The sequence below is a fragment of the Streptomyces sp. BI87 genome (assembly GCF_025957665.1).
Classification (GTDB): domain Bacteria; phylum Actinomycetota; class Actinomycetes; order Streptomycetales; family Streptomycetaceae; genus Streptomyces; species Streptomyces albidoflavus.
In genome coordinates this window covers 3,028,577-3,042,824 of record NZ_CP110079.1, presented here as the reverse complement: position 1 = coordinate 3,042,824, position 14,248 = coordinate 3,028,577, and the positions used below count along the sequence as shown (strand labels likewise).

Sequence of the window (14,248 nt, the reverse complement as noted above, 5' to 3'; positions counted from 1 at the left end):
GGAACCCGTCGCCCCGCCCTCGCTCAGACCAGTTTGCGCAGCGCGTCCCGCTCCCCGTCCGGCTTCGGCGCCGTCAGCTCCACCGCCGGCTCCGGGGTCAGCGGGACGGAGTCGGTGGCGGCGGGCGTGGGGCGGCTCTCCTCGCCCAGGCCCCGGACGAGCAGCCAGTACCCGCCGGCCGCGACGGTGCCGATGACGGCGCACGCGCCCCAGAGCCAGGCCGCGCCCCAGCGGTCCAGGACGACGCCGGACATCAGCGGCGCCACCATCGCCGCGACCGCCCAGGAGAGCGTGTACATGCCCTGGTAGCGGCCGCGCCCGTGGACCGGGGAGAGGCGGACGACCAGGCTCGTCTGGGTCGGCGCGTTGATGATCTCGGCCAGCGTCCAGACGCAGACGGTCAGGGCGAAGACCCCGACCGACCCGGCGAAAGCGGTCAGCCCGAAGCCGTACCCGGCCAGCAGGGTGGAGAGGGTCAGCAGCCATCCCGCGTCCCGGTGCTCGATGAACCGGGTGACGGGGATCTGGAGCGCCACGATCAGCACCCCGTTGACCGCGATGACCAGGCCGTAGTCGGCCGGGCTGAACCCCTCCCGCCCCATCGCCACCGGCAGCCCCACCGAACCCTGCTGGAAGACGAGGGCTGCCAGGAAGGACAGCACGACCACGCCCATGAACCGCCCGTCGCGCAGCACCGTCCCGAGACTCACCGCGTCCTCGGCGCCCTGCTCCTCGGCCGACCGCTCCGGCCGCGACTCCGGCAGCTTGACGAAGACGAGGATCGCGCAGGTCAGCGTCATCACCGCCTCCCCGAGGAACCCGGCGAGGTAGCTGTACTGCGCGATGAACCCGGCCGCCATCGCGGACACGGCGAACCCCAGGTTGATCGCCCAGTAGTTCAAGGAGAACGCCCGCACCCGGTCCTCGGGCCGCACGATGTCGGCCATCATCGCCTGCACCGCCGGCCGGCTCGCGTTCATCGACGCGCCGACCAGGAAGGCGACGGCGGCGATGGCGACCGGGTGCGTCATGAAGCCGAGCAGCGCCACCGACAGGGCCGTCGACACCTGCGCGATCAGCATGGTGGGCCGCCGCCCGAGCCGGTCGGTCAGCACCCCCGCGACCAGCGAGGAGATCACCCCGCCGAGCCCGTGCAGGGCCGCGACCAGGCCCGCGTACGAGGCGGAATGCCCGCGCTCCAGCGTCAGGTACAGCGCCATGAAGGTCGCGACGAACCCGCCGAGCCGGTTGACGAGCGTGCTCGTCCACAGCCACCAGAACTCGCGGGGCAGCCCCGAGACACTGCGCCGCACGGCCGTCCGGACGGTTCGGGGAAGGAGCGCCGACGGCGACGGCAAGGACGGCACGGGCATGAGCGCGACTCCGCGTAGGTAAGTGGTGAAAACAGCTCGCGCATATTACGTCCGTCAGGACGCCGAAAGCCATCCGATTTCGCGATACGGGCCGTCCGCGCCCGCCCCCGGGCCTTGGATTACGCTCGGGCCCATGGCCGACGCACCGTACAAGCTGATCCTCCTCCGCCACGGCGAGAGCGAGTGGAACGCGAAGAACCTGTTCACCGGCTGGGTGGACGTCAACCTCACCGAGAAGGGCGAGAAGGAGGCTGTACGCGGCGGCGAGCTGCTGGCGGCCGCCGGGCTCCTCCCCGACGTCGTACACACCTCGCTCCAGAAGCGCGCCATCCGCACGGCGCAGCTCGCCCTGGAGTCCGCCGACCGCCTCTGGATTCCCGTCCACCGCTCCTGGCGGCTGAACGAGCGCCACTACGGCGCCCTCCAGGGCAAGGACAAGGCCCAGACCCTCGAGGAGTTCGGCGAGGAGCAGTTCATGCTCTGGCGCCGCTCCTACGACACCCCGCCCCCGGCGCTCGCCCCCGACGCCGAGTGGTCCCAGTTCGACGACCCGCGCTACGCGGTCATCCCCCCGGAGGCCCGCCCCCGCACGGAGGCCCTCCTCCAGGTCGTCCAGCGCATGCTCCCGTACTGGTACGACGACATCGTCCCCGACCTCCTCGAAGGCCGCACGGTCCTCGTCGCCGCCCACGGCAACAGCCTCCGCGCCCTGGTCAAGCACCTCGACCAGATCTCCGACGCCGACATCTCCGGCCTCAACATCCCCACCGGCATCCCCCTCGCCTACGAACTGGACGAGAACTTCCGCCCCCTCAACCCGGGCGGCACCTACCTCGACCCGGAGGCGGCGGCGGCCGCCATCGAGGCTGTGAAGAACCAGGGGAAGAAGAAGTAAGCAGTTCGCGGTACGGATCAGGCCCTCGTCCGGGATTTCGAGGACGAGGGCCTGACGCGTGTTCCTTCCGGCGCGGGACTCAGGTGGCCGAGTCCACGGTCCCCGGTCCTTGGCGCAGGCCGTCACCGACCTGGTCAGCCCCGACTTGTCGAACGTCCGCGGTGGGCGACGCCGGGAGGTGGCGATCTCCTGGACGCAGGCGTAGACGGCCGCGGCCAGTACGTGCCGGTCGTCCTCGTCGGGGAGCTTGAGCCCCTCGATGAGCGGCTCGAAGCCCGTCACCAGGCAGTCGCGTACCGCTCGGTTCATGAGGGTTCTGCGGGCGCCAGCTTCTCGGGCGGGATCTGGTGGTTCCGTGCGATGCCCCGGTCCACCTCGTCCAGGATCGCCTCCGTCCACCGGGCGCGGACCAGACCTGTCCGGGCGACCCTGACCAGCAGGTGCCGCAGTGTGTCCGGATACAGCACGCACGCGTCGTAGAGCACGACGAAGGTCATGTCAGAGCGGTCCCAGCTCCTGGTCCAGCTCCATCAGGTCGTCGGCCGCTCCCTTGCGTGCCGCGTCGTCCTCCCGGATGTACTGGCGCAGGTCCGCGAAGCGGATGCGGCGGTGGCGGCCCACGAGCCTGAAGGGGATCTCCCCGGACTCCAGGAGTCCGATCAGGTAGGGGCGGGAGACGTTCAGCATGTCGGCGGCCTGCTGGGTGGTCAGTTCGTCGACCGGCATGACCTGTACGCCCTGCCCGTCGGCGAGGGCGGCCAGCATCGAGGCGAAAAACATCTCCGCCGCAGGCCGTGGCAGGACGAGCACCTCGTCGTCGGCTCCGGTCTCCAGGCGGACCTGGATGTCTTCGTCGCTCGGTGCGGTCCGCGAGAGGCGGTCGTTGATGCGCCGCAGTGCACGCTGTGCGTCACCCGCGTTTACCACGCCTGGTTCGAGCTTCTTGCCTGTTGCAGTCCCCATGGCGTCCTGCACTGGTGTATTCGAAGCAAGCGCAACCCCCTCGCCGTTTCCTTCCCCGATCGGGCGAAGCGGAGGCTCTCGGCGGCCGTGGCCGTGAAGTCGCTACAACCCCGCCCCCCTCAAGCCGGTCAAACTGACCACAAACGCCCGCGGGCGCTCGCCCCGGGCGGAGTTCGACACAGGGGGTACCCCATGCGTATCCGTCCACTGCTCGCTCTCGTGGCCGCCGGGGCGGCGGTCGTCGCCGTCGCTCCGCAGGCCGGGGCCGCCACCGCCGCCGGGCGGGCTCCGCTCCCCACCTGCCGTCCCTCCGCCGTGGAGGTCGGGGCGAAGGCGGATGCCCGGGACAAGACCGTCGTCCGGATCACCGTGACCAACAAGGGGCGTCACGTCTGTGCCGTCGACCGGCTGCCGACCGTCACCTTCGGGGACCTGGACGGGGCCGCCCAGCATGTGCCGCCGGGGGAGAGCGGGCCGTACCGGCTGGTGACGGGGGAGACGGCGTACGCGACCGTGCGGACCGTCGGGGCGCCGGGGGACGAGGTCCGGCGGGTCGGCGGCGTGACCGTGGCGGGGGACCCCTCGCACCACGGACGGACCTTCTCGGCGCGGGAGTTGGGGGCCGGGCGGTACGTCGAGGTGTGGGAGCCGGTGAGTTCCTGGTGGAAGGGGTCGGCGCGCGCGGCTGACGCGGCCGTGGGGGTCGGGCGCGGGTAAATCCGTGGCCGGTGGGGACGGGGTGCGCATAGCGTTCCGGGTATGGAACTGCTTTCCGTGAACGTCGGCGTGCCCCGTCCCAACCCCTGGAAGGGCCTGGCGACCACGGGGATCGACAAGCGGCCCGTCCAGGGACCGGTGGCGGTGTCCGCGCCGGGGCCCAAGGGGGACGGGCGGGTCGGGCTGGCGGGCGACCGGGTCTACGACGTGCAGCACCACGGGGGCGCCGATCAGGCCGTCTACGCGTACGCGCGCGAGGACCTCGACCGTTGGGAAGGGGTGCTCGGGCGGCCGCTGTCCGGGGGCGCCTTCGGCGAGAACCTCACGACGCGCGGCCTCGACGTCAACGGCGCCCTGATCGGCGAACGCTGGCGGATCGGGGCGGACGTGGTGCTGGAGGTGGCGGTACCCCGAGTGCCGTGCGGGACGTTCCAGGGGTGGCTGGAGCGGGCCGGGTGGGTCAAGGAGTTCACCGTGGCCGCCGAGCCGGGGGCGTACCTGCGGGTGGTGGCCGAGGGGGAGATCCGCGCCGGGGACCCCGTCGAGATCGTCCACCGGCCCGACCACGAGGTGACGGTGGCGCTCACCTTCCGGGCCCTGACCCGCGAACCGGAGCTGCTGCCCCGCCTGTTGCCGGCCCACGCGCTGCCCGAGGAGGCCCGCGAGACGGTCCGGCGGAGAACGGCGCCGGACACGCGCGCGAAGAAGACGGGGGCCGGACATGGCTGAGCCCTCCTCCGGCGACTCCGGGCCGTACGCGCTCCTCGACGTCCCTGCCTGCGCCGCCCGCGTCCGCGCCGGCGCCGAGGCCCGGGGCGGCCACTACCTGCTCGGCGTGGACGGACCCGGCGCCTCCGGCAAGAGCGCCCTCGCCGGCCAGCTCGCCCGCCACCTCCCGTAGGCCCACGTCGTCCACGTCGACGACTTCCACCTGCCCAGCGCCGACGGCTTGACCTACCGGGCCGCGCCCTCGATCACCACCCGCATCGCCGCCTCCACCCGGCCCGCGTCGACCGGCTCGTCCCGCAGCAGGGCCTGGAGGAACAGCCCGTCCAGGGTGGCCGTCAGGGTGGCGACGGTGGCGGGGTCGGTGGTGAAGGGGGCCGCCAGTTCGGCGAGGACGGCGGTCCAGCGGGCGGCGGCCGGGCGCAGGGCCGGGCGGCGGGCCGCCTGGAGGTACAGCTCGTACTCGGCGAGCGCGCGGGAGCGGTTCTCCTCCTGGCAGGCGGAGAGGTGGGCGGCGAGGTCGCCCAGGCCGTACCCCTCGGGGAGGAGGGTGGCGAGGTCGCGGGCGTAGGCGTCGGAGCTGTCGCGCAGGGCGGCGGTGAGGAGGTCGTCGACGGCCGGGTAGTGGTAGGAGGCGACCGACTTGGGGACGCCCGCCTCGGCGGCGACGGCGCGGTGGGTGACCCCGGCGACGCCGTCCCGCTCGATCACCCGGACCGTCGCGTCCAGCAGGCGGCGCCGGGTCTCCTCGCCGCGCGCCCGGCGGCCGTCCGCCACGGGTTCAGTGGGCACCGCCGGCCTCCAGGGCGACCACACCGGCGGCGACCAGGACCAGGCCGCCGTACTGGACCGGGGTCAGGCTGTCGCCGAGGAAGGCCGCGCCGATCAGGGCGACCAGGGCGACGCCGGCGGCGGCCCAGATGCCGTAGGCGATGCCGATGGCCATGCCGCGCTTGAGGACCAGGGCGAGCAGGGTGAAGGCGGTGACATAGCCGACGACCACGACGACCGACGGGGCGATCTTCGAGAAGCCGTCGGAGAGCCGTAGCGAGATCGTCGCCGTGACCTCGGCGAGGATCGCGCACGCCAGCAGGACCCACGTCATCGTGATGCTCCGTTTCGTCTCTTAGGGAAGCTTCCGGACGAACAACCTGGACGTCTGTCCAGTTATTCCGGCACGGAGAGGCCCACGACCGCGCGCGTGCGGTCGTGGGCCGGGCGGAGGGTCAGCCGCAGCCGCCCCCGCACTGGCAGGAGCCGCCGGACTGGCAGCCGCAGCCGCAGCTGGAGCCGCAGCCGCAGGCGCCCAGCAGGACGAGCCGGGGCAGGTCGCGGCGGTCGGCGGGGTGGACGCGCTGTTCCTGGGGGGTCTCGGGTGTGCGGGCCTGGGCCATGGCGTTCCCTTCACAGGTCGCGGGCGGACGGCGTACGCGGCCCGGGCCGGCTCGGTGGCGGTGGATCGGCCGGGTACGCGTCCACAGCTCGCGGACGGGCGGGCGGTGCGTACGGCTCGGAGCCGTACCGCCTCTCATTGGACGCCCCGACCGGCGGGCGCATCAACGGCGCACATGGGCGTGCGGGCCCGGAGGGCCGCACGCCGATGCGCCCGCCCGCACCACCGCACGTGACGGGAGGGGAGACGGGTGCCGACGTGACAGGAGGAGCGACGGAGGGGGGTGCCCCTCGGCACCCCGCCCCTCCGTGCCGTTCCGCACGGCCTGTCCGGGCTACACGCCCTCGACCGGCACCCCCGGCGTCTGGATGTCGTCGGCGTGCTCGCCGGTGACCAGGTAGACGACGCGGTTGGCGACCGAGACGGCGTGGTCGGCGAACCGCTCGTAGTAACGGCCGAGCAGCGTCACGTCGACGGCCGTCTCCACACCGTGCTTCCAGCGGTCGTCCATCAGGTGCTGGAAGAGCGTGCGGTGCAGCAGGTCCATCTCGTCGTCGTCGGTCTCCAGCTGGAGCGCCAGGTCGACGTCCTTGGTGATGATCACCTCGGCCGCCTTCGCCATCAGGCGCTGGGCCAGCTGCCCCATCTCCAGCAGCGTCGCGTGGAGGTCGCGGGGGACCGGCGACTCGGGGAAGCGCAGCCGCGCCTGCTTCGCCACGTGCTTCGCCAGATCGCCGGAGCGCTCCAGGTCCGCGCTCATCCGCAGGCTCGTCACGACGATCCGCAGATCGGTCGCGACCGGCTGCTGGCGGGCCAGCAGCGCGATGGCCCGCGCCTCCAGGTCGTGCTGGAGGTCGTCGATCTTCTGGTCCCCGGCGATCACGCTCTCCGCCAGATTCAGATCGGCGTCCAGTATCGCCGTCGTGGCACGTCCGATGGCCGAACCGACCAGCCGCGCCATCTCGACCAGGCTGTCCCCGATCGAGTCCAGTTCCTCGTGGTACGCGTCCCGCATGGGCTCCCTCTCTCCCGGTAACGGGGGGCTCTGGGGGTGCCTCCCCGGCCTTCGTGGATCAGCCCGCGGTGTCTGGTACGGCGAGGCGCCGCGCCAGGCGCCGTGGGCCCACGAAGGCCGGGGAGGCACCCCCAGGCCCCACGCTCCCACGTTGACGGGGCTTCGCGACGACATCCGGCATCTCCGGTGAACCGGCTCCGTCGCCACGGTGAACTCTGGGCGACGAGTGGTGCGGGCCGCACTCCCGTCGCTGTGAGCGGGGGGTTCCGCGCGCATAACCTGGACACATGGACGTGAACACGGCAGTGGCCGCGGTGGCCGCGATCGCCGGGGTGTGCACCGGTGTCATCGCGATGCTGGCGTTCCGCTGGAGCGAACGCGAGCTGCGGCGGCCCACCCGCTCCTCCCTGCACAGCACCCCGGTGCTGCCCGCGGGCGTCGACACGGTCCTGTCCGCCCTCCGCTCCTCCGCCGTCGTTCTCGACGAGGGTGACGGCGTGGTCAAGGCCAGCTCCGCCGCGTACGCCCTCGGGCTGGTGCGGGGCGGCAAGCTGGCCGTCGAGCCGATGCTGAAGATGGCCCGCGACACCCGGCGCGACGGCGAGATACGCCAGGCCGAGCTGGACCTGCCCCGCCGGGGCGCCGGCCGGGGGGACGGGCTCGCCGTCTCCGCGCGGGTCGCCCCGCTCGGCTCCCGCCTGGTACTGCTGCTGGTCGAGGACCTCACCGAGGCCCGCCGGATCGAGGCGGTCCGCCGCGACTTCGTCGCCAACGTCAGCCACGAGCTGAAGACCCCGGTCGGCGCCCTCTCCCTGCTCTCCGAGGCGGTCCGGGACGCGGCCGACGACCCGGAGGCGGTCGAGCGGTTCGCCGGGCGGATGGAGATCGAGGCGACCCGGCTCACCAGCCTCGTCCAGGAGCTGATCGACCTCTCCCGGGTGCAGAACGACGACCCGATGGAGGACGCCGAGCCCGTCGACGTCGACGAGCTGATCGCCGAGGCGATGGACCGCAGCCGCCAGGCCGCCGCCCACAAGCAGATCACCATGAGCTGGGGCGGCGACATCGACCTCTTCGTCTGGGGCAGCCGGGGTGCCCTGGTCGGCGCGCTGGGCAACCTCGTCGAGAACGCCGTCAACTACTCCCCGCCCCGCACCCGCGTCGGCGTCGCCGCCCGCCGGGTCGCCGAGCCCGACGGCGCGTACATCGACATCACCGTCACCGACCAGGGCATCGGCATATCCGAGAAGGACCGCGAGCGGATCTTCGAACGCTTCTACCGCGTCGACCCCGCCCGCTCCCGCGCCACCGGCGGCACCGGCCTCGGCCTCGCCATCGTCAAACACGTCGCCGCCTCGCACGGCGGCGAGGTCACCGTCTGGAGCTCCGAGGGCCAGGGCTCGACCTTCACCCTCCGCCTCCCCGAGGCCGGCGCCACCCGCGACCGCCGTACGAAGCCGAAGGCACGGCCCCGGCCTGAGACGGGCGGCCCGGACGCCTCCGGCGCGACCGCCGCCCGCGCCACCGACGACGTACCCGTACCGCTTTCCGCCCCACCATCCGTTCTTCCTGCCCCGGAGGTCCTTCCGTGACCCGAGTGCTCGTCGTCGAGGATGAGGAATCCTTCAGCGACGCTCTGTCCTACATGCTCCGCAAGGAGGGTTTCGAGGTCGCCATCGCGGCCACCGGGCCCGAGGGACTCGACGAGTTCGAGCGCAACGGCGCCGACCTGGTCCTGCTCGACCTGATGCTGCCCGGACTCCCCGGCACCGAGGTCTGCCGCCAGCTGCGCGGCCGCTCCAACGTGCCGGTGATCATGGTCACCGCGAAGGACAGCGAGATCGACAAGGTCGTCGGCCTGGAGATAGGGGCCGACGACTACGTCACCAAGCCCTTCTCCTCGCGCGAGCTGGTCGCCCGTATCCGCGCCGTGCTGCGCCGCCGGGGCGAACCGGAGGAGGCCGTACCGCAGGCCCTGGAGGCCGGACCGGTGCGGATGGACGTCGACCGGCACGTGGTGACCGTCTCCGGCGGCAAGGTCGACCTGCCGCTCAAGGAGTTCGACCTGCTGGAGATGCTGCTGCGCAACGCCGGACGCGTGCTGACCCGGATGCAGCTCATCGACCGGGTCTGGGGCGCCGACTACGTGGGCGACACCAAGACCCTCGACGTCCACGTCAAGCGCCTGCGCGCCAAGATCGAGCCGGACCCGGGCGCCCCGCGCTACCTGGTCACCGTGCGCGGCCTCGGCTACAAGTTCGAGCCCTGACAGGGCCCGGCCCCCACGCGGGGCCGGAACACGTGAGGAGGGCGGGACCCGGACCGGGTCCCGCCCTCCTCACGTACGTACGGGTCTCAGTGCCCGGCGTGCGACGCCTCGCCGGCCGCCCCGCCCTCGGCGCCCTCGGCGCCCTCAGCGCCTTCGGTGGGGCCGCCGGTCTCGTCGGCCGGGGTCTCGGAACCCTCACCGGGGCTCGCGGAGGTGTCCGGAGACGGGCTGCCCGAGGCGGGGGCGCTCGGCATCTCGCTCGGGCCCCACTTCTCGAAGTAGTTGGTGGCCGGGACGACCAGGGTGTTCAGCTTCACGTCACCCGTGCGGCTGAACGTGAAGGTGATGGCCTGCGCGTTGCCGTCGAGGACGGCGGTGCGGCTGCTGGGCAGGACCGCGGACGCGTTGTCCTTGCCGCCGACGACGAGGCTGCCTCCGGCCGGGACGGTCAGCTTGCCGTTGCCCTGCGCGGCGGTCAGTTCGGCCTTCTTGTCCACGCCGTCGACCACGACCGAGTCGAGGGTCTGGTCCTTGGTGCCGTTGTTGAAGATCGTGGCGGCGACGATCGCGGGACCGGTCGACTCGAGGTCGGGCTGGGTCACGACCACGGCGTTCTGGACCATGATGTCGCCCACCGTGGCCCGTGCGTTGTCCGGGTTGATCTGGTGGGTCTCGGCGTTGTTCCCTGCGGCGCACGAGGCGAGCGAGGCGATCGAGAACGCGATGGCGGCGGCGGCGAGGGCGCCGCGTCGAAGGCTGCTGCTCACGGTGCGGGCAACTCCTTGAACGAGGACGGAACGAGGTCGGTACGGGACAAGGGGCGCATCGGGACCCTCCCGGTCAAGCGTGATCAGGTTACCGAGCCGTCGCCACCGGGATTCACCCGACCCGCCTCCACCTGGACCAGGGACACCCCGGGCGGCCCTACGTCCCCCGCCACGAGGGCGCGCGGGGCGCGACCGGCGTACGCCCCGGGGCCCGGCAATGCGGAAATGCGCGGGGGGCTCCGATGAGGGGGATTCCCGGGTTTTTCGGTAAGGAATGCATGGGCGCCGGGGAAAAGGATCAGAGCCCCGCCGCTTCTCGCCCCACGCCGCGCCGCGTGATCACCCCGTGATCGTGCCGTGATCCCGCCCGGCGTTTCCCCGGCGGCCCCGAGCCGGCCCCTCCGGCGGCTCCGGACGCACCCGCGTGATCAATTCCGGCAATGCCGGGAAGTGTGACGCGGTCCCTCGAACGCGGGAGCCGTACAGGGGGTCACCGTACCGGACAAAACAGGACATAGAGCCCTTCCTTTACGGCTTCAACTACCTGTAACGTACGCGTTTCCCTTTCCCCGGAGAGCTGCCCCGACCTGCGAATACCTCGTTCCGCGGCCCCTTCGCAGCACGTTCGCGTTGTTGTTGTCAAGCCCTGAGATATGGCCTGACCTGCGAAAACGCCATTCAAGGGCCCCGATTCTCGTGTTACCCTTGATAGCCACGGAAGGGGTACCTGTCACATGACGTTCAAGGTTGGCGACACCGTGGTCTATCCCCATCACGGGGCCGCGCTGATCGAGGCAATCGAAACTCGTCAGATCAAGGGTGTGGACAAGAACTACCTGGTTCTCAAGGTCGCGCAAGGCGACCTGACGGTGCGTGTGCCCGCGGACAACGCGGAGCTGGTCGGCGTGCGCGACGTAGTGGGCCAGGACGGTCTGGACCGGGTCTTCGAGGTGCTGCGCGCGCCGTATGCCGAGGAGCCGACCAACTGGTCCCGACGCTACAAGGCGAATCTGGAGAAGCTGGCGTCGGGCGATGTGATCCGCGTCGCCGAGGTCGTCCGCGACCTGTGGCGCCGGGAGCGCGAGCGCGGTCTGTCCGCCGGTGAGAAGCGCATGCTGGCGAAGGCTCGCCAGATCCTGGTCAGCGAGCTGGCGCTGGCCGAGAACACCAACGAGGACAAGGCCGAGGCCCTCCTCGACGAGGTGCTCGCCTCCTGACACCCCGCTCCTCGCGGAGCGGCGTGGCGTGAAGCGCGCACGTCCATCTGCCGTATCGCCCGTTGATCTTCTTCACCGGGCGATTCGGCATGCCCGGACGGAGAAGCGGGCTGTGAGGAAAGTGAGCCACGAAAGAGGGGCACGCCTGCCGGTGTGCCCCTCTGGCGTACCGGGATACTGATCGTCGCGTGCCGCGTGCGGTGTGGTGTCGCGTCTGCGGTCGGAAGGCCCCCGGCGTGTCGCTGCTGGACGTGCCGGGTCCCCGGTGAACGGCTCGACCGGAAGTCACGGAAGGGTCCGGTCCAGACGTCGCGCCCGGCACGTTGGTGGCCATACCCAGGACGCCCGAGCGTACAAACCTGAACGGAACCGATGACTGACGAAACCCAGGCGCCCCGCACGGCGGTGGTGATCCCGGCGGCCGGCCGCGGTGTGCGGCTCGGCCCCGGCACCCCGAAAGCCCTGCGTACGCTGCACGGAACTCCCATGCTCGTCCACGCCGTCCGGGCCATGGCGGCCTCGCGCGCCGTGTCCCTGGTCGTGGTGGTCGCCCCGCCCGACGGCGTCGCCGAGGTGCGCGCCATGGTCGACGACCACCTCCACCCCACCGAGGCGCCCTCCTTCGCTCCCGCGCGGGCCGGGGGCGGCGACGAGACCGACATCGTGGTGGTGGCCGGCGGCGAGACCCGGCAGGAGTCGGTACGGCGCGGGCTCGACGCGCTGCCCGCCGACGTGACGACCGTCCTGGTGCACGACGCGGCGCGGCCGCTGGTGCCGGTGGACATCGTCGACGGCGTCGTGGCGGCGGTGCGGGGCGGGGCCCCGGCCGTCGTGCCCGGGCTGCCGCTCAGCGACACCGTCAAGGAGGTCGGGGCACTCGCCGAGGGTGCCACCGGGCCCGGTGAACCCGTGGTGGCGACGCCCGAGCGGGCGCGGCTGCGGGCGGTGCAGACGCCGCAGGGGTTCGACCGCGAGGCGCTCGACCGGGCGCACCGGCAGGGGCCCGTGCAGGGCGAGGGCGCCACCGACGACGCCGGGCTCTGCGAGCGGCTGGGGCTGCCGGTCGTGGTCGTGCCCGGGCACGAAGAGGCGTTCAAGGTGACACGGCCGCTCGATCTCGTGCTGGCCGAAGCGGTACTGGCGCGCAGGAGGGCCAACGATGGGTACTGAGACGCTCCCGGGCGGGGGCGGGTTCGCGATGCCGCTGGTCGGGATCGGGACCGATGTGCACGCCTTCGAGCGGGGGCGTCAGCTGTGGTGTGCCGGGCTGCTCTGGGAGGGGGAGGAGTTCGGGCTCGCCGGGCACTCCGACGGGGACGTGGCCGCGCACGCGGCGTGCGACGCGCTCTTCTCGGCCGCGGGCCTCGGGGATCTGGGGGCGCACTTCGGGACCTCTCGGCCCGAGTGGGCCGGCGCGTCCGGCGTCGCGCTTCTCGGTGAGGCCGCGCGGATCGTGCGGGCCGAGGGGTTCCAGGTCGGGAACGTGGCTGTGCAGGTGATCGGGGTGCGGCCCAAGGTGGGGAAGCGGCGTGCTGAGGCCATGGCTGCCTTGTCCGAGGCTGTCGGGGCGCCTGTGTCCGTGTCCGGGACCACGACGGATGGGCTGGGGCTCACCGGGCGGGGTGAGGGGTTGGCGGCGATCGCCACCGCGTTGGTGTACCGGGTGGGCTGAGCTTGGTTTGGCCTCAAGCGCCGGCCGGGCTGTTTTGGGGCGCGGTGGGATCGACCGTGCCGGTCACCGATGGCCTCAAGCGCCGGCCGGGCTGTCTTGGGGCGCGGTGGGATCGACCGTGCCGGTCACCGATGGCCTCAAGCGCCGGCCGGGCTTGGTTCTGGTCAGCGGAGGTCTCCTCGCCAGTCCCAGCGGGACGGGGCGGTGGGGCGGGGTTGGTAGAGGGAGCGGCCTTCGGGGCCGTGGGTGCTGAGGGCGGTGGGGAGGGCAGCGCCTTCCGGGCGGGCCTCCGGGGGGACGGTGGTGATGTCCAGGAGGAGGCCGTCGAGGGGGCCGCCCACGAGTTCGGCGTAGTGGTGGCCCGGGAGCGGGGCGGCTTCGGGGGCGGTGGGGTCGTGTCCGTAGACGCGGCCGCGGAGAAGTCGTTCGTCGTCGCTGTCCATGGGGGCAGGGTGGCAGGGGGGTCCGACAGGGCGGAGGGGGTGCTTCCGGAAGAGGGGGGACCCCTTCTGCACATCAGTTGCACGTACGCTGGCGGGGCAGGTTCGTGTGGCTGATGAGGGGCTGGTGGCAGGCGGGATGGCTGTGGTGGCCGGAGTGGAAGCGGGCGTCCGGGAGCGGGCCGAGCGGGACGCGTATGTGGTGCGGACCGCGTCGGAGGCCGATGTCCCGGGGGCCCGGGCCGTGATGCTCGACACGGTCTACCGGGATCTGCGGTCCGGGTACGTGCCCCGCTGGCACGCCGACATCATCGATCCGGCCGCCGCCTACCTGGAGCCCGAGCGGTGCACGCTGCTCGTCGTCGAGCGGGACGGGGAGATCGTCGCCACCGGCGCCGTCCGTGACCGGGGTCCGGCCGCGCCGCCCAACCCGCGGTGGGTCGCCGACCGCTTCCCCTCGGGCAGCACCGCCCAGCTCTGCCGGATCTACGTACGTCCCGAGCACCGGCGCCACGGGCTCGCCCGGCGTCTGGTGCGGGAGCTGTGCGACTTCGTGGTGCGGGCCGGCGGGTACGAGCGGGTCTACCTGCACACCGACCCGTCGGTGCCCGGGGCCGAGGCGTTCTGGCGGGCCACCGCCGAGGAGGTCTGCGACGAGCGGGCGCTGCCCGGGGGCGGGCAGGGGATCGTGCACTTCGAGGTGCCGGTGGTGGGGCTGGGCCGGCCGGCCGTCGCTCCCGCCTGAGCCGGTACGCCCGCATCCCCCTTTCTTATGACAATCGTTTTCATATAAGGTCGCGC

19 protein-coding genes are annotated in these 14,248 nt (G+C 72.4%); 10 read left to right on the top strand and 9 right to left on the bottom strand.

The window, feature by feature from the left end:
* Positions 1 to 23: 23 nt before the first annotated feature.
* Positions 24 to 1,373 carry an MDR family MFS transporter gene (locus tag OIM89_RS13300; RefSeq protein ID WP_257203756.1) on the bottom strand — a complete coding sequence of 450 codons (1,350 nt, stop codon included), beginning with the start codon at positions 1,371 to 1,373 and terminating at the stop codon, positions 24 to 26.
* 133 nt (positions 1,374 to 1,506) lie between these two features.
* On the opposite strand from OIM89_RS13300, the gene OIM89_RS13295 reads away from it, so the two are divergent.
* Entirely contained in the window at positions 1,507 to 2,268 is a 762-nt protein-coding gene (locus tag OIM89_RS13295) for a phosphoglyceromutase (RefSeq protein WP_030698293.1), read from the top strand.
* Positions 2,269 to 2,573: 305 nt separating this feature from the next.
* On the opposite strand, the gene OIM89_RS13290 is transcribed toward OIM89_RS13295, so the two are convergent.
* Positions 2,574 to 2,765, bottom strand: a complete 192-nt coding sequence (locus OIM89_RS13290) for a hypothetical protein (protein WP_257203755.1) — start codon at positions 2,763 to 2,765, stop codon at positions 2,574 to 2,576.
* A 1-nt stretch (position 2,766) separates the two neighbouring features.
* A complete protein-coding gene (locus OIM89_RS13285) occupies positions 2,767 to 3,231 on the bottom strand; it encodes a helix-turn-helix domain-containing protein (RefSeq protein ID WP_257203754.1) in 465 nt (154 codons plus the stop codon).
* A 192-nt stretch (positions 3,232 to 3,423) separates the two neighbouring features.
* On the opposite strand from OIM89_RS13285, the gene OIM89_RS13280 reads away from it, so the two are divergent.
* From OIM89_RS13280 to OIM89_RS13270, 3 genes are read left to right on the top strand one after another with little or no spacing between them, the layout of a single operon-like run.
* Entirely contained in the window at positions 3,424 to 3,948 is a 525-nt protein-coding gene (locus OIM89_RS13280; RefSeq protein WP_047465879.1) for a DUF4232 domain-containing protein, read from the top strand.
* A gap of 42 nt (positions 3,949 to 3,990) precedes the next feature.
* Positions 3,991 to 4,677 (top strand): MOSC domain-containing protein, encoded by a 687-nt coding sequence (locus OIM89_RS13275; RefSeq protein ID WP_151168610.1) that lies wholly within the window; start codon positions 3,991 to 3,993, stop codon positions 4,675 to 4,677.
* Complete coding sequence (locus tag OIM89_RS13270) at positions 4,670 to 4,849, top strand: hypothetical protein (RefSeq protein WP_264491294.1); 180 nt, start codon at positions 4,670 to 4,672, stop codon at positions 4,847 to 4,849. The genes OIM89_RS13275 and OIM89_RS13270 overlap by 8 nt, the downstream gene beginning before the upstream one ends.
* 53 nt (positions 4,850 to 4,902) lie before the next feature.
* Here OIM89_RS13270 and OIM89_RS13265 read toward each other — a convergent pair whose 3' ends face one another.
* From OIM89_RS13265 to phoU, 4 genes are all read right to left on the bottom strand, one after another.
* Positions 4,903 to 5,466 (bottom strand): TetR/AcrR family transcriptional regulator, encoded by a 564-nt coding sequence (locus tag OIM89_RS13265; RefSeq protein WP_030698288.1) that lies wholly within the window; start codon positions 5,464 to 5,466, stop codon positions 4,903 to 4,905.
* A complete protein-coding gene (locus tag OIM89_RS13260; protein ID WP_030698287.1) occupies positions 5,456 to 5,779 on the bottom strand; it encodes a DMT family transporter in 324 nt (107 codons plus the stop codon). Before OIM89_RS13260 ends, OIM89_RS13265 begins: the two co-directional genes overlap by 11 nt.
* A 121-nt stretch (positions 5,780 to 5,900) precedes the next feature.
* Positions 5,901 to 6,068 (bottom strand): hypothetical protein, encoded by a 168-nt coding sequence (locus tag OIM89_RS13255; protein ID WP_165438940.1) that lies wholly within the window; start codon positions 6,066 to 6,068, stop codon positions 5,901 to 5,903.
* A gap of 333 nt (positions 6,069 to 6,401) precedes the next feature.
* Positions 6,402 to 7,082 carry a phosphate signaling complex protein PhoU gene (phoU, locus tag OIM89_RS13250; protein ID WP_030698286.1) on the bottom strand — a complete coding sequence of 227 codons (681 nt, stop codon included), beginning with the start codon at positions 7,080 to 7,082 and terminating at the stop codon, positions 6,402 to 6,404.
* A gap of 287 nt (positions 7,083 to 7,369) precedes the next feature.
* On the opposite strand from phoU, the gene OIM89_RS13245 reads away from it, so the two are divergent.
* Both OIM89_RS13245 and OIM89_RS13240 read left to right on the top strand, forming a co-directional pair.
* Positions 7,370 to 8,674: a sensor histidine kinase gene (locus OIM89_RS13245; protein WP_030698285.1), complete on the top strand. Its 1,305-nt coding sequence runs from the start codon at positions 7,370 to 7,372 to the stop codon at positions 8,672 to 8,674.
* On the top strand, positions 8,671 to 9,351 hold the full coding sequence (locus tag OIM89_RS13240; protein WP_008410337.1) for a response regulator transcription factor: 681 nt from the start codon (positions 8,671 to 8,673) through the stop codon (positions 9,349 to 9,351). Before OIM89_RS13245 ends, OIM89_RS13240 begins: the two co-directional genes overlap by 4 nt.
* Before the next feature lie 86 nt (positions 9,352 to 9,437).
* Here OIM89_RS13240 and OIM89_RS13235 read toward each other — a convergent pair whose 3' ends face one another.
* Positions 9,438 to 10,118: a copper chaperone PCu(A)C gene (locus OIM89_RS13235; protein ID WP_264491293.1), complete on the bottom strand. Its 681-nt coding sequence runs from the start codon at positions 10,116 to 10,118 to the stop codon at positions 9,438 to 9,440.
* Between the two features lie 734 nt (positions 10,119 to 10,852).
* Here OIM89_RS13235 and OIM89_RS13230 point away from each other — a divergent pair.
* From OIM89_RS13230 to ispF, 3 genes are all read left to right on the top strand, one after another.
* Complete coding sequence (locus OIM89_RS13230; RefSeq protein ID WP_003949795.1) at positions 10,853 to 11,335, top strand: CarD family transcriptional regulator; 483 nt, start codon at positions 10,853 to 10,855, stop codon at positions 11,333 to 11,335.
* A 372-nt stretch (positions 11,336 to 11,707) separates the two neighbouring features.
* The gene (gene ispD, locus OIM89_RS13225) at positions 11,708 to 12,505 is read left to right on the top strand and encodes a 2-C-methyl-D-erythritol 4-phosphate cytidylyltransferase (protein WP_030698283.1); all 798 of its coding nucleotides are present in this window, start codon (positions 11,708 to 11,710) and stop codon (positions 12,503 to 12,505) included.
* On the top strand, positions 12,495 to 13,007 hold the full coding sequence (gene ispF, locus OIM89_RS13220; RefSeq protein ID WP_264491292.1) for a 2-C-methyl-D-erythritol 2,4-cyclodiphosphate synthase: 513 nt from the start codon (positions 12,495 to 12,497) through the stop codon (positions 13,005 to 13,007). The genes ispD and ispF overlap by 11 nt, the downstream gene beginning before the upstream one ends.
* Positions 13,008 to 13,171: 164 nt before the next feature.
* On the opposite strand, the gene OIM89_RS13215 is transcribed toward ispF, so the two are convergent.
* A complete protein-coding gene (locus OIM89_RS13215) occupies positions 13,172 to 13,450 on the bottom strand; it encodes a hypothetical protein (RefSeq protein WP_030698281.1) in 279 nt (92 codons plus the stop codon).
* Positions 13,451 to 13,586: 136 nt separating this feature from the next.
* Between OIM89_RS13215 and OIM89_RS13210 the strand changes: the two genes are divergently transcribed.
* Positions 13,587 to 14,192 (top strand): GNAT family N-acetyltransferase, encoded by a 606-nt coding sequence (locus OIM89_RS13210; RefSeq protein ID WP_030698280.1) that lies wholly within the window; start codon positions 13,587 to 13,589, stop codon positions 14,190 to 14,192.
* Positions 14,193 to 14,248 lie beyond the last annotated feature (56 nt).